Below are 13656 nucleotides of genomic sequence, written 5' to 3' on the forward strand. Positions count from 1 at the left end.
TTCACTGCCAGCACGCGCAAACTGACTCCTGGTGTCTGAGTGGTGTCACCAGGATATTGAGACGGTTTGGGCTATCGCAAGTCCGACGTGTCGGAGTGCAGCCGGATGCCCTGCAGCTTGCGCCGGGTGAGCAGCGCCGCCAGCGCGTGCCCGCCCTCGTGCGCGATCGTGATCAGACCCCGGGACAGCTGCCACGAGGCGGACCACGTCACCACGGCCAGCGCCGCCAGCGCGGCCAGCAGCACGATCCACAGCGGCGGCCCCGCCTGGGGCGTGGTCAGAGTGACCCAGACCTCGGACAACGATCACTTCTCCTTCACGGCGTCGGAGCAAAGCGTCCCATGACATCCGGTGTGCTGGCGATAAAGTCGTGGATGTGCAGAGCATCATTCCGGAACCGGTCGACGCCGACGTCCCCGCCTGGTGGCGAGGTCTGGGCCTGCCGGGTCTGGCGGACGTGCACGTCCACTTCCTGCCCGAGCGCATGGAGCGCCGGGTCTGGCACCACTTCGAGAACGGCGGACCGCTGATGGGGGCGGGGTGGCCGATCCACTACCGGATGCCCGTGGAGGAGCGGGTCGCGCGCCTCGGCATGCCGGAGTACGAGGAGTTCTTCGGGATGGCGGAGACCTTCGCGAACGTACGGCTCGACACCACGATGACCTTCACCGACTTCGCCGAGCGCCGCATGCCGTTCCCCGCTCGCCTCGGGCCGCGGCTGCGTGACCTCGGCCTGGCGGGTAAGGTCCTGCTCGGCAGCGACTTCCCGAACATCCCCCACCCCTACGCACACCAGATCCACGCGCTGAACCGCCTCGGCCTCGGCGAGGACTGGCTGCGGGCGGTGTGCTGGGACAGCGCCGCCGATCTGCTTGGTCTTTCTCCCGATGACACCCGGTCGCCGGGAGAACGATGATCGGGGGACCCGCGTGAACGACCAGAACGCCGTGCTCATCAGGACTTTCTACGACGCCTTCGGACGCTGTGACCCCGACGCGATGGAGCGCTGCTACCACCCCGAGGTCACGTTCGGTGACCCCGTCTTCCAGGAGCTGGAGGGCCGCGACAGGGTCATGGGCATGTGGCGGATGCTGCTCGGCCGCAACCGTGACATCGGGGTGGCCGTCCGGGACGTCAGCGCGCGCGACCACGACGGCTCGGCGCACTGGACGGCCCGTTACACCTTCGGCAGGACGGGCAGGGAGGTCGTCAACGAGATCGACGCGCTGTTCCGGTTCGAGGGCGGCCTGATCATCCGGCACCACGACGAGTTCGACTTCAAGCACTGGTCCAAGATGGCCCTGGGCCGGCCGGTGGGGCTCTTCTTCGGCTGGACCCCGATGTTCCGGGCGACGATCCGGGGTAGGGCGATGCGGTCGCTGGAGGAGTTCATGAACGTCGGATGAGGAGTGGGACGTGGCTGATCGGCGGATGAGGGGCGTGCGGAGCCTGATGCGCGGGCGTTCCGGAGCGGTGCGGGACTCTCCCGAACGGTCGATGGACCCGCGCTCCGCCGGCGACGAGCCGCCTTCGCCCCGGTCGCACGTCATCGACAACGCGATCTACGTGAACGGGCGGCGGACGGCCACCCCCGGATCGCTGCCCGAGGCGTTCGAGTGCCTGAAGAACACCCCCGACAGCATGGCCTGGATCGGCTTCTACCGGCCCGAGGACGCGGTGATCCTCAACGTCGCGGAGGAGTTCGACCTGCACGAACTGGCGGTCGAGGACGCCATCGTCGCCCATCAGCGGCCCAAGGCCGACCGCTACGAGGACACGCTGTTCGTGGTGCTCCGCCCGGCCAGATACGTCGACGAGGCCGAAGAGGTCGACTTCGGCGAGCTGCACCTCTTCGTCGGCCGGAACTTCGTGATCACCGTACGGCACAGCGAGGCCCCCGACCTGTCCCAGGTCCGCCGGCGCATGGAGGGCGATCCCGAGCTGCTCGGCCAGGGCCCGCAGGCGGTGCTCTACGCCATCATGGACGCGGTCGTGGACGGCTACGCCCCGGTCGTCGCGGGCCTGCAGAACGACATCGACGAGATCGAGGTCCAGGTCTTCGGCAACGAGCCCGGCGTCTCCCGCCGCATCTACGAGCTCTCGCGCGAGGTGATCGAGTTCCAGCGGGCCACGGGGCCGCTGCTCGGCATGATCGAGGGATTCATCGCGGGGGCGGCCAAGTACGGGGTGGACCAGGAGCTGCAGAGATACCTGCGCGACGTCGCCGACCACGCGATCACCGTGGCGGAGCGGGTCAGCGGCTTCCGCCAGATGCTTCACGACATCCTCGTGGTCAACTCGACCATGGTCGCCCAGGCCCAGAACGAGCACATGACCAATCTCACCGAGGCCAGCAACGCCCAGAACGAGGAGGTCAAGAAGATCTCCGCCTGGGCCGCCATCCTGTTCGCCCCCACCCTCGTCGGCACCATCTACGGCATGAACTTCGACGACATGCCCGAGATCCACTGGGATCTGGGCTACCCGTTCGCGGTGCTGCTGATGGCGGGCGTCTGCACGACCCTCTACGTGGTGTTCAAGCGCCGGGACTGGCTGTAGGCCTCCGCCGGGCCGTGGGTTCCGTCCGGGCGCGGGCCTGGGCTCCTCCCGCGTCCGCCGCGCACGCCGTCACTCAGGACACGCGCACGCCGTCACCCATGAGAACGGTGAATCGCAAAAATGCAAATACTGCATTTAGCTGTATTGCGGGCAGTCGGCGCTCTGTCGGCGAATGAAATGCCCTGGAATGCGATATGTCCAGGGCATTTCCGGGTCGCGCGGAGGGGTCTCATCGGACGCTCCTGACAGGAAGGCGGCTACCGCGTCTGGAAGTAGAAGCGGTAGTCGGTGCCGTCGTGCAACATCGCCACCCGGCCGGTGTCGCTGGTGTCGGGGAAGTCCTTCAGATTGAGCTGGGGAATCGAGTTGTGGCCGTACTGGTATTCCGCCGCGTCGCCGTTCCACGAGCCCTGGGAGATCCTGTCGTCGCACCCGTAATGGAAGGCGTAGATCCGGTAGGCGGTGCCGTCGTGCAGCATCGACCAGCGCGACCAGTCGGTGTCGGGCGGGAAGCCGGTGACCCGCAGGGCGGGGGCGTGCTCGCCGTAGGACCACTGGTAGGTCGCCGTGCCCGGCACCCAGACGAACTGGTACAGGGTGCCGGGGTCACCGAGCCTGTGCAGGTAGGCGTGGTAGGCCCCGCCGCTGTGCAGGAGCGAGACGCTGCCGCTGTCGGCGTCCGCCGGCACGCCCGTCAGCGTGAGCACCGGGATCGAGTGGTAGCCGTAGGCGTACGACGTGCCGTCCCAGGCGAACTGGTACAGCGTGTCGCGGCTGCTGCCTCGGAAGGCGTACAGGCGGTAGAGGGTGCCGTCGTGCAGCACTGACCAGCGCCGGAAGTTGGCGTCGGCGGGGGCGCCGGTGATCGGGAGGTTGGGGAGCGAGTTGTAGCCGTAGTGGTAATTGTCGCTGCCGGGAACCCAAGCTCCCTGATTGACGGAAACCATCGACCGACCCTCCGTGTGTGAAATAAAACGACCGACCCTCCATGTGCTTCGTCATGAAACAGTAAATCAATCTGTTGATTTTTTGGGTTGAATCATTCCGGGTTTCCCGGAGGTCCTCGACCGTTCCGGCGTCGGCGGCGAGTTTGGCGGCCAAAAGTGACCGTTCGGATATTTCCGAAATATGAGGCATGGGGGGCGGCAAGCCCGGCCGTGAGATCTCAGCCGGGCAGGACCGAGAGGCCGGACTGGGCGACGATGGCCTGGAGGGCGGCGACGTGGGCGGTGTAGGCCGCGCGCCCTTCGCGGGTGAGGCTGAACCACGTCCTCGGGCGCTTGCCGACGTGTCCCTTGCGGATCTTCACGTAGCCGGCCGCCTCCAGGGCGCTCGCGTGCTTGGACAGCACCGAGTCGCTGATGTCCAGGTTGTCGCGTACGAAGGCGAACTCGGCCTCGTCGGCGGCCGCCAGCAGCGAGACGATCTGCAGCCGGGTCGGCGCGTGGATCACCGGGTTGAGCTGCGGCGTCATCGCTGCGTCGTCCCTGCCCTGCGAGCGGTCCGGGTGGACATCCACCGGGCCAGGAGGGGGGCGGTGACCGCCGCGACCGCGGTCATGATCACGCCCATGAGGGTGCGCGGGTAGGCGATGTCGGTCCCCGTGAACCACCACGCCAGCGCGGCGCCCCCGGCGCCGGTGGCGATCATCCAGGCCGCGAAGCCGGCCCACGCCCATGGATCCACCACGGAGGGGTGAGGGCGCAGGTTCGCGTTCCGGACGTCTCTCACGAACTTGAGCACGGCGACGGCGAGGCCGGCCGTCAGGGCCGGCACGGCGATCCAGAGCCACCGCGCGGGCGTGACCTCGGTGACGAACTGCATGCCGGTGACGAAGAGCCAGACCGCCACCGGGTACCAGGCAGGGAACATCGGCGGTGCGGAGCGAAGGGCTCGGTGCTGCGTCTCGTGGACCTGGGCCAGCGTCCGCGCGGCGTCTTCGGGGGTGATGTGCATGATCTACTCCCTAGTTCTTTCCTGATTGGAAAGTACTTTCTACTTTCCAATCCGTCAAGTATTTTCCAGGGCTACCCCGTTCGAGAGTGCCGCCGATTTGCACATCGTTGAGCAATTTGGTTAACTGCACAGCAGTGTGCAAATACCGATATATGGGCAGTTGAAGGGGGTAGTCGCATGGCCGTCCTGGACACGGTCGCCACGGGCGGTGCCCGGGCGCGGTCGAACAGGCTGCGCATCCTGGCGGTCGCCGCACAGGAGCTGAGCCGTAACCCCCAGGCGAGCATGGACGACGTCGCCCGCGCGGCGGGGGTCGTCCGGCGCACGCTCTACGGGCACTTCCCCAGCCGGGACGCCCTGATCGACGGCATCGCCCAGCAGGCGGCGCGCGAGGTCACCGAGGCCTTCCACCGCGGCCAGGCCGACGCCGACTCGCCCGACGAGGCGATGGCCCGCTTCACGCTGGCCGTCTGGGAGGTCGGCGACCGCTACCGGCTGCTCATCGCACTGGCCCAGCGGAACCTGACCAGCGCCGGGATCCACGAGCTGCTCCGTCCCGTCCGGGAGAAGGCCGCCGAGCTGCTGGAGAACGGGCAGCGGCTCGGCGTGTTCAGCGACCACCTGCCGGCGCCGGCGCTGTCCTACGCCGTGGAGTCGATGACGCTGGGACTGCTCCAGGCGGTGAACGACGGGGCCTGGGAGAACGGCGGCGCCGTGGCCGCGGCGACCGCGTGCCTCATCGCGGCGGGCGTACCGGCCGGCCGGGCGGCCTCGGTGGCGGAGCGGATCGCCGCGGCCCGGGCGTGAGCGCGGCCGGCGTCCCCGTGACGTCGCCGCACCGATCACCACCACTTCTTTCCGGGGGAGAGAAACAGACATGACCGACCACGCCGGATCCACCAGGATCCCCCAGCCTCCGATGCGCCCCATCGTCGGCAACGCGCTCGAGATCGACTCCGACGCGCCGGTGCAGAGCATGATGAGGCTCGCCGCCGACCTGGGGCCCGTCTTCCGCATGAGCGTCCCCGGGAGGGAGATGCTCATCCTGAGCTCGCGCGAGCTGGTGGCGGAGGCCTGTGACGAGTCGCGCTTCGACAAGCACGTGCACGGGCCGCTGGAGCACATCCGCGACTTCGCCGGAGACGGGCTGTTCACCGCCTACGGAGAGGAGCCCAACTGGGCCAGGGCCCACCGGATCCTGATGCCGGCGTTCGGCCCCGCCGCGATGCGGAACTACTTCGACGACATGATCGACATCGCCGACCAGATGCTGACCAAGTGGGAGCGCCTGGGCGCCGACCAGGACATCGACGTGGCCGACAACATGACCCGCCTGACGCTCGACACGATCGCGCTCAGCGGGTTCGGCTACCGCTTCAACTCCTTCTACCAGCGGGAGATGCACCCCTTCATCGACGCGATGGTCCGGGCCCTCAGCGAGGCGGGGGGCCGGTCCCGGCGCGTGCCGCTGCAGAACAAGCTCATGTTCGTCAGCCGGCGGCAGTACGAGGCCGACGCCGCGCTCATGCACGACGTCTGCGACGAGCTCATCGCCCGGCGCAGGCAGGCCGATCCCGGCGAGGCCCCGCGCGACCTGCTCGGCCTGATGCTCAGCGCCGCCGACCCCAGGACGGGGGAGCGGCTCGACGACGCCAACATCAGAAACCAGCTCGTCACCTTCCTGATCGCCGGGCACGAGACGACGAGCGGCCTGCTGTCGTTCGCCGTCCACCTGCTGCTGGACAACCCCGACGTCCTCCGCCACGCCCGCGACGAGGTCGACCGCGTGCTCGGCGCGGAGACGCCGCGCTTCGAGCACCTCTCCCAGCTCGGCTCCATCGACCAGATCCTGCGCGAGACGCTCCGGCTGTACCCGACCGCGCCGGCGTTCGCCGTACACGCCAAACACGACACGGTGCTCGCCGAGCGCTACCCGCTCAAGAAGGGCGACGTGCTGTTCGTGCTCACGCCCTCCCTGCACCGTGACCCCTCCGTGTGGGCCGAGCCCGAGCGGTTCGACCCCGCCCGGTTCGCGCCGGGCGCCCGGGAGAACCTCCCCGACAAGGCGTGGCTGCCGTTCGGCAACGGCAGCCGCTCCTGCATCGGGCGGGCGTTCGCGCTCCAGGAGGCGACGCTGGTGCTGTCGATGCTGCTGCAGCGGTTCGAGTTCTGGACACCGCGGCCGTACGACCTCAAGGTCAAGGAGACGCTGACCCTCAAGCCCGAGGGGCTGCGCATCCGCGCCCGTGTCCGGCAGGCCGTCGAACGGCCGGCCCCCGCGCCCGAGCCGTCGGCCCCGCCGCAGGACAGGCCGGTCACCGCGCACGGCACCCCGCTGCTGCTGCTGTACGGCTCCAACTCCGGCGCGTCCGAGGCGTTCGCCCGGCGCGTCGCGGGTGACGGCGCCGCCCGGGGATACACCGTCCGGGTGGCCCCGCTCGACGAGCACGTGGGCAGACTCCCCGCCGAGGGGGCGGTAGTCGTCGTGACCGCCTCCTACAACGGCCGGCCGCCGGACAACGCGCGCGACTTCGTCGCCTGGCTCTCCGACGTCCCGCCGGGCGCGCTGGAGGGCGTACGGTACGCCGTCTTCGGGTGCGGCAGCCGCGACTGGCTGTCCACCTACCAGGCCGTCCCCACCATGATCGACGAGAGGCTCCGCGACGCCGGCGCCCAGCGGGTCGTCGCCCGGGGCGAGGCGGACGCCGGCGGCGACTTCTTCGGCGACTTCGAACGCTGGTACGCCCCGTTCTGGGAGAGGCTCGGCGAGAGCCTCGGCGTCAAGGAGGGCGAGGTCGAGACCGGCCCGCTGTACGAGGTCGAGGTGATCCCCTCGCCGAGCGCCGAGCTGGTGGCGCAGAACCGGCTCGGGCTGGCCACCGTCGTGGAGAACCGGGAGCTGGTCGACGTGGGATCCCCTCTGGGGCGCTCCAAGCGGCACATCGAGTTCGCCCTTCCCGAGGGCACGACCTACCAGACCGGCGACTACCTCACCGTCCTTCCCGAGAACCATCCCGAGCTGGTCGAGCGGGCGGCCCGGCGGTTCGGGATCCAGGCCGACGCCGCCGTCGTCCTGCACTCCAGCCGGGGCGCCATGGCCGCGTCGCTGCCGACCGGGCAGCCCCTCTCCGTGCGGGAACTCCTCGGCCACCACGTCGAGCTGTCGGCTCCGGCGACGCGCAAGGACCTCGAACGGCTCGCGGAGCACGCCCAGTGCCCGCCGGACCGCGTCCGCCTGTCGGCCCTGGCCGGCGACCCCGGACGGCACCGGCAGGAGATCCTGGACAAGCGGGTGAGCGTGCTCGACCTGCTCGACACCTACCCCTCGCTCGACATGCCCTTCGGGGAGTTCCTGGACATGCTGCCCGCGATGAGGGTCCGGCAGTACTCCATCTCGTCGTCTCCGCGCTGGAACCCGGCGCACTGCACCCTGACGGTGGGCGTGGTGGACGCCCCCGCCCTGTCCGGCGTGGGCAGGTTCCGCGGCATCTCGTCCACCTACCTCGCCCGGCTGCGCCCGGGAGACCGGGTGCCGGTCGCCGTCCGGCGGCCGAACGTCCCGTTCCAGCCTCCGGCCTCGAACGACACGCCGGTCATCATGATCGCCGCCGGCACCGGGATCGCGCCCTTCCGCGGCTTCGTCCAGGATCGGGCCCTGCGGAAGGCGGCCGGCGAGCCGGTCGGGGAGACGCTGCTGTTCTTCGGCTGCGACCACCCCGACGTGGACTTCCTCTACCGCGAGGAGCTGGCACGGTGGGAGGCCGACGGCGTGGTCCGGGTGCTGCCGGCCTTCACCCACCAGCCGGAGGAGGAGGTGACGTTCGTCCAGCACCGCGTCTGGCGGGAGCGTGACCGCGTCCGCGATCTCTTCCGGCGGGGCGCCACGGTCTACGTCTGCGGCGACGGCCGGCACATGGCGCCCGCCGTACGGGAGAACCTCGTCAGGATCTACCAGGACGCGACGGGCGGCACCGGCGAGGAGGCGACCGCGTGGATCGCCGAGGTCGAAAGGAACGGCAGGTACGTGTCCGACGTCTTCGGATGATCCCACCGTCGATCCGGCCGCGCCGACCGGCGGGTCACCCCGCCGGCGACGCGGCCGTGAGCCGGCGATCCCCGCACGACGGCCCGCGGCCCGCCTCGCGAGCGCTCAGCCCAGCAGCTTGCGGGCGGCGTCCTCGATCTCGCCCTCCGACAGCAGCACGTGCCTGGAGGCGTCGCCCAGCGGGATGAAGCTGTCGGCGGAGGTCACCCGGGCGATCCTGCCGGTGAAACCGGCGTCGAGCAGCTCGGCGACGATGCTCTCCGAGACGCCGCCGGTGCGCCGGGTCTCGTCGGCGATCAGCACCTTGCCGGTCAGCTCCGCCGCGTGCAGCAGGTCGTCGATCGGGAGCGGCGACAGCCAGCGCAGATCCAGCACCCGGCAGCTGTATCCCTCCGCGGTGAGCCTGACCGCGGCGCGCAGGCTCATCCGAACGCCGTTGCCGAAGGTCACGATGGTCAGGTCACGGCCGTCGCCGTAACTGCGGGCGCGGCCGATCGGGATGTGCGTCTCCGCCCAGCGGGCCGGCGGCGCGTACGGCGAGAGCCAGCCGTTGTCGCCGTCGTCGAACAGGTCGCGGGTGTTGTAGAGGGCGATCGGTTCGAGGAAGACGCAGACGCTGCCGTCGGTGCGGGCGGCGGCCAGGCAGGTGCGCAGCATCGAGGCCGCGTCGTCGGGGCGGGCGGGAGAGGCGACGACCAGGCCGGGGATGTCGCGCAGCGCGGCGACGGAGTTGTCGTTGTGGAAGTGGCCCCCGAAGCCCTTCTGGTAGGCGTAGGAGGCGACGCGGACCACCATCGGGTTGCGAAAGGCCCCTCGGGAGAAGAACGACAGCGTCGCGGCCTCGCCCCGGATCTGGTCCAGCGCGTTGTGCAGGTAGGCCAGATACTGGATCTCGGGCACCGGCAGCAGCCCGGAGACGCCCGACCCCAGCGCCAGGCCGAGCACGGCCTGCTCGTCGAGGAGCGTGTCGAACACCCGGCCCGCGCCGAAGCGTTTCTGCAGGCCGCGGGTGACGCCGTAGACGCCGCCCTTGCGGGCCACGTCCTCGCCGAAGACCAGCACGTCGGGGTGGGCGGCCAGGGTGTCGGCCAGGGTCCGGTTGATCGCCTGGGAGAGGGTCAGCGGGCCCTCCAGCTCGGGCAGCCTGCCGCCGAAGGCCTTCTCCCTCGAAGCCGCGGCCACGGTGCTGGCCGGGGCGACGGCCTCGGGGGTGCGGGGGGCGAGGGGCTCCATGATCTCGACGGCCGAGGTCAGCCGGGAGCGCCGGGAGCTCTCCATGGCCATCTTGAACAGGTGCTCGCGCGTCGTCTCGTAGCGGGTCAGCAGCTCGTCGGGCGTGGTCAGGCCCGCCTCGACGAGCAGGCGGGCGGTGGCGACGAGCGGGTCGCGCGCCAGGTCGGCGTTGATCTCCCGCTTGGTCCGGTAGGACAGCTCCACGTCGGAGCCGGCGTGGCCCATCAGTCGGACGGTGCCGATGCGCAGCAGGGCGGGGGAGCGGTGCCTGCGGACGTGCTCGGCGGCGGCTCTCGCCACGTCGTGGACGTCGGCCAGGTCGCAGCCGTCGGCCTCGAAGTATTCCAGCAGCCGGTGGCGGGCGGCCGCCACCCAGCCGTCCGGGGTCCGCACGCTGATGCCCAGGCCGTTGTCCTCGCAGACGAACAGCACCGGCATGGCCAGCCCCTGGTAGGAGGCGTAGGCGGCGGTGTTGAGCCCGGACAGGGCGCTGGCGTGGTTGGCCGAGGCGTCGCCGAAGCCGCACACCGCGATCGCGTCGCCGGGCCACGCGCCCGCCAGGCCGAGCTGCCGGGCGCGCTCGATGGCGAAGGCCACGCCCACCGCGCGCGGCAGGTGGCTGGCGATCGTGGAGGTCTGCGGGATCACCGCCAGGTCGGGGTGGCCGAAGACCTTGTGACGGCCGCCCGCCATCGGCTCCTCCGCGGAGGCGGTCAGGCCCAGCAGGACGTCGCGCAGCCCCTCCTCGGGCAGGCGCCCCGCCATCACGGACCGGGCCAGGTAGAAGGCCCCCGAGCGGTAGTGCAGCAGGGCGGGATCGGTGACACGGACCGCCGCCGCCACCGCGACGTTGCCCTCGTGCCCGGCCGAGCCGATGGTGTAGAAACCCTCGCCCTGCTCGCGCAGCCAGCGCGAGGTGACGTCCAGGAGCCTGCTGCCGAGCTGGAACTCGAACAGTTCGCGGCATCGGGCCCCGGTCAGGGTCGTCCCCTCCCGTACGGGCATGCCGGGATCACGCGGGGCCCCGGGGGAGAGGGCGGTCACCGCCTCGGCGAAATGAGTCTCAACAGTGTCGCGCGCCACAGCTCGATTATGTCCCCCCCGACGCTTCCCGTCCCCGGCGTTGAGGTCTTTCGGCCTTAAAGAGGCGATGGACCGGTCCTATTCGACAGTTATTAATAACAACTTGTCAGATCTATCAACCAATTGCCTTCTCTGTACGTCTACTTGAGAGAAGCAACGTGGCACCCTCATGCCGCGTTCAGCCAACGGGGAGGATGGACAACCCGAATGTTGCAACGCACCCGAGCCGTCATCGTCGCGGTGGCCATGGGAGCCGGAGCCTTCGCTCTCGCTCCTTCCGCGACGGCTGCGGCGGGAACCTCAGCGGATCCTGTCGTCTCCAATGTGGAGATCGCCCCCAACCCGGTCGTGGTGACCGGATCACCGGTCACGGCGAAGTTCAGCTTCACCACGACCGCCGCGGGCAAGGCCGAGTTCCAGATCAAGGCGCCGGGCGTCGGCGTCTGGACCTCGCTCGACCTGAAGCCCAGCCCGCACGGCACCGAGACCAAGTGGACCGCGTCCAAGACGTTCGACGCCAAGAGCACCGCCGGGCAGTGGAGCTTCCTCGCGATCGCCCACAGCGGCGACGGCAAGGAGGACTCGGCGCGCGGCAAGTTCGCCGTCGACGTCAGGAAGGCCCTCGACACCAAGATCGTCGACTTCGACGCCTCTCCCGACGACGTCGCCAAGGGCGCCGGCATCGAGGTCTCCGGCAAACTGCTGCGTGACAGCGGTGGCTGGAGCGGATACGGCGGCCAGTCCGTGACGATCACCTTCCGGGAGAAGGGCACCGACGCCTACCGGCACGTCGCCAAGGTCGGGACCGGCCGCAGCGGCTGGTTCAAGGCCAGGGTCAAGGCCGACGCCACCGGCTGGTGGCGTGCGGAGTTCGCCGGCAACGGCGGCGCCCGCGCCTCGGTGAGCGACACCGACCGGGTCGACGTCAAGGTCGCCCCCAAGGTCGTCGACAGCCGGATCGTCGACTTCGGCGCCCGGCCCGACCCGGTGGACGAGGGTGACAGGCTGAGCGTCCGCGGACGCCTGCAGCTCGACACCCGGCACGGCTGGGACGGCTACGCGGGCAAGAAGGTCGCCATCCTGTTCCGCGCCGACGGCTCGTCCCGGTGGGACGACGTGGCCCGCGACTGGACCGACCGCGACGGCCGCTTCGGCGCCGACGTGACGGCCAGGCGTTCCGGTCACTGGCGTGCCGTGTTCGCCGGCGACGACGATGTCAGGGGCAGCAGCAGCGGCGCCGACCACGTGACGGTCGCCCGGCCCCAGCCGGAGCCGGAGCGCGCCGCCAGCCGCGTCGTCAAGTTCAACGCCTCGCCGGAGCCCGGCCGCTACGGCCGCTACCTGAAGTTCACCGGCAAGCTCCAGGTGGACGACTCCTCGGGCTGGGAGGGCTACCGCGGCAAGGTCGCGCTGTACTTCAAGGCCAAGGGCTCGCACAAGTGGAGCTACGTCAAGACCACGCGGTCCAACGGCAGCGGCAACCTCTACACCAAGGCCAGGACCTACAAGTCCGGTTACTGGAAGTTCGTCTTCAAGGGTGACGGCGACTTCTACGGCGACTCCAGCCGGAGTGACTACGTCCGCGTCGTCAGGCGCTGACGGTGAGATCGGGACCCGCTCCCCGTGAGCGGGCCTGACAACAGACGGCGGCCCGGGTGCTCGAGCACCCGGGCCGCTCTCATGTCCCCGTGCGACTGGCCCCGTGCGACGGTGTCGCCCCCGTGGAACGGCATGTCCCGGGCGGCGCGCCTGACGGAAACCTCCGGTGCGACGGCGCCGAGCGGCTCTCGGCAAGCCATCCGGCTTGCTGAGATTCGCTTTGCCCGGAGCAGGCATGGCCGGTGCGAGCATCTCTCTGGAAGTCAGAGCCGATCATGACAACTGGGGGATAAATGCTGCGGAAAGTGATCCTGATCCTGGTCATGGGCGTCGCGGCCGGGCCGCTGACCGGGGTGACCGGCGCCGGGGCGGCCGGACCGCCGCCGGCCGCACCCGCCGAGGCCGTCGCGCCCGCTGAGCCTGTCGCGCCTGCCAAGGCCGCTGAGCCCGCCGTGCCTGCTGCGCCTGCCAAGGCCGCCGATCCTGCTGAGCCCGCCGAGCCCGCCGAGCCCGCCGATCCTGCCGCTGAGCCCGCCGGTCCTGCCGCGCCTGCCAAGGCCGCCGATCCTGCCGAGGTCGCGGAGGTCGCTGATCCTGCCGTGCCCGCTGCACCCGCCGTGCCTGCCGAGCCCGCCGCGCCGGAGGTCACTCCGCCCCCCGTCGCCCCCGCCGTCCCGGGGCCCGAGCAGTCGCCCGCCGCACCCGCCGTCCAGCCGGCCCAGCTGCCGGCCGTCGCCATCGGGTCCGTCTCCATCGGCTCCGTCACCTGGAAGGACATCAAGTTCGGCGGCGGCCTGTGCCCGCCCACGTCGCCGTGCGCGACGGCCGGCTGCGGTCCGGGCCACATCTGCGTGCCCTCACCCAAGCAGTGCGTCACCACGCCGTGCCCTCAGTACGACTGCGTGTCGCTGGTGCCGCTGCCCATGCAGCCCGCCCCGGCCTCCCGGCCGATGGCGGGGGCCCCTTCGGCGGGCAGCTCCGCCCCCCTGCCCATGTGACTTTTCCCTCAGGCTCACCTCCTCCGCGTGGCCGCCCGGGGCGCGGGGCGGCGATCCCCGTCATGTGGGCGCGGTGCCGGGCCGGGGCGCGGGAGAGGGGCGGGGAAACCCGGCCGTCGCGTGGAGTGCCCTTTCGCGGGGGGTGGGCTATGGTCGAGATGATGAGGGAACCGCGGTGGGTCA

At 70.5% G+C, this 13656-nt stretch carries 12 protein-coding genes; 7 read left to right on the forward strand and 5 right to left on the reverse strand.

Annotation, left to right across the window (positions count from 1 at the left end):
* Window positions 1-71: 71 nt before the first annotated feature.
* Window positions 72-302: a M50 family metallopeptidase gene (locus BM085_RS09065; protein ID WP_245789215.1), complete on the reverse strand. Its 231-nt coding sequence runs from the start codon at window positions 300-302 to the stop codon at window positions 72-74.
* Window positions 303-376: 74 nt separating this feature from the next.
* On the opposite strand from BM085_RS09065, the gene BM085_RS09070 reads away from it, so the two are divergent.
* The 3 genes from BM085_RS09070 to BM085_RS09080 are packed head-to-tail and all read left to right on the forward strand — an operon-like array spanning window position 377 to window position 2559.
* On the forward strand, window positions 377-916 hold the full coding sequence (locus BM085_RS09070) for an amidohydrolase family protein (protein ID WP_093886571.1): 540 nt from the start codon (window positions 377-379) through the stop codon (window positions 914-916).
* A gap of 13 nt (window positions 917-929) precedes the next feature.
* Complete coding sequence (locus BM085_RS09075; RefSeq protein ID WP_245789216.1) at window positions 930-1406, forward strand: nuclear transport factor 2 family protein; 477 nt, start codon at window positions 930-932, stop codon at window positions 1404-1406.
* Between the two features lie 10 nt (window positions 1407-1416).
* Complete coding sequence (locus tag BM085_RS09080; RefSeq protein ID WP_218158664.1) at window positions 1417-2559, forward strand: magnesium and cobalt transport protein CorA; 1143 nt, start codon at window positions 1417-1419, stop codon at window positions 2557-2559.
* Between the two features lie 257 nt (window positions 2560-2816).
* Here the strand turns inward: BM085_RS09080 and BM085_RS09085 are convergent, their stop codons facing one another.
* The 3 genes from BM085_RS09085 to BM085_RS09095 all read right to left on the reverse strand — a co-directional run bounded on the left by BM085_RS09085 (window position 2817) and on the right by BM085_RS09095 (window position 4515).
* Complete coding sequence (locus BM085_RS09085; protein ID WP_093886574.1) at window positions 2817-3506, reverse strand: hypothetical protein; 690 nt, start codon at window positions 3504-3506, stop codon at window positions 2817-2819.
* 218 nt (window positions 3507-3724) lie between these two features.
* The gene (locus tag BM085_RS09090; protein WP_093886575.1) at window positions 3725-4033 is read right to left on the reverse strand and encodes a winged helix-turn-helix domain-containing protein; all 309 of its coding nucleotides are present in this window, start codon (window positions 4031-4033) and stop codon (window positions 3725-3727) included.
* Window positions 4030-4515, reverse strand: a complete 486-nt coding sequence (locus BM085_RS09095; protein ID WP_093886576.1) for a hypothetical protein — start codon at window positions 4513-4515, stop codon at window positions 4030-4032. The genes BM085_RS09090 and BM085_RS09095 overlap by 4 nt, the downstream gene beginning before the upstream one ends.
* A gap of 177 nt (window positions 4516-4692) precedes the next feature.
* Here BM085_RS09095 and BM085_RS09100 point away from each other — a divergent pair, with 177 nt between their 5' ends.
* Together BM085_RS09100 and BM085_RS09105 are read left to right on the forward strand one after the other, a co-directional pair.
* A complete protein-coding gene (locus tag BM085_RS09100) occupies window positions 4693-5322 on the forward strand; it encodes a TetR/AcrR family transcriptional regulator (protein ID WP_093886577.1) in 630 nt (209 codons plus the stop codon).
* Window positions 5323-5392: 70 nt separating this feature from the next.
* Entirely contained in the window at window positions 5393-8560 is a 3168-nt protein-coding gene (locus BM085_RS09105; protein ID WP_093886578.1) for a bifunctional cytochrome P450/NADPH--P450 reductase, read from the forward strand.
* Window positions 8561-8665: 105 nt separating this feature from the next.
* Here BM085_RS09105 and BM085_RS09110 read toward each other — a convergent pair whose 3' ends face one another.
* Window positions 8666-10876 (reverse strand): thiamine pyrophosphate-dependent enzyme, encoded by a 2211-nt coding sequence (locus tag BM085_RS09110; protein WP_093886579.1) that lies wholly within the window; start codon window positions 10874-10876, stop codon window positions 8666-8668.
* Window positions 10877-11083: 207 nt separating this feature from the next.
* Between BM085_RS09110 and BM085_RS09115 the strand changes: the two genes are divergently transcribed.
* Together BM085_RS09115 and BM085_RS09120 are read left to right on the forward strand one after the other, a co-directional pair.
* A complete protein-coding gene (locus BM085_RS09115; protein WP_143120862.1) occupies window positions 11084-12475 on the forward strand; it encodes a hypothetical protein in 1392 nt (463 codons plus the stop codon).
* A gap of 293 nt (window positions 12476-12768) precedes the next feature.
* Window positions 12769-13473: a hypothetical protein gene (locus BM085_RS09120; RefSeq protein ID WP_093886581.1), complete on the forward strand. Its 705-nt coding sequence runs from the start codon at window positions 12769-12771 to the stop codon at window positions 13471-13473.
* Window positions 13474-13656: the final 183 nt, after the last annotated feature.

It is taken from the genome of Streptosporangium canum (genome assembly GCF_900113865.1).
Taxonomy (GTDB): domain Bacteria; phylum Actinomycetota; class Actinomycetes; order Streptosporangiales; family Streptosporangiaceae; genus Streptosporangium; species Streptosporangium canum.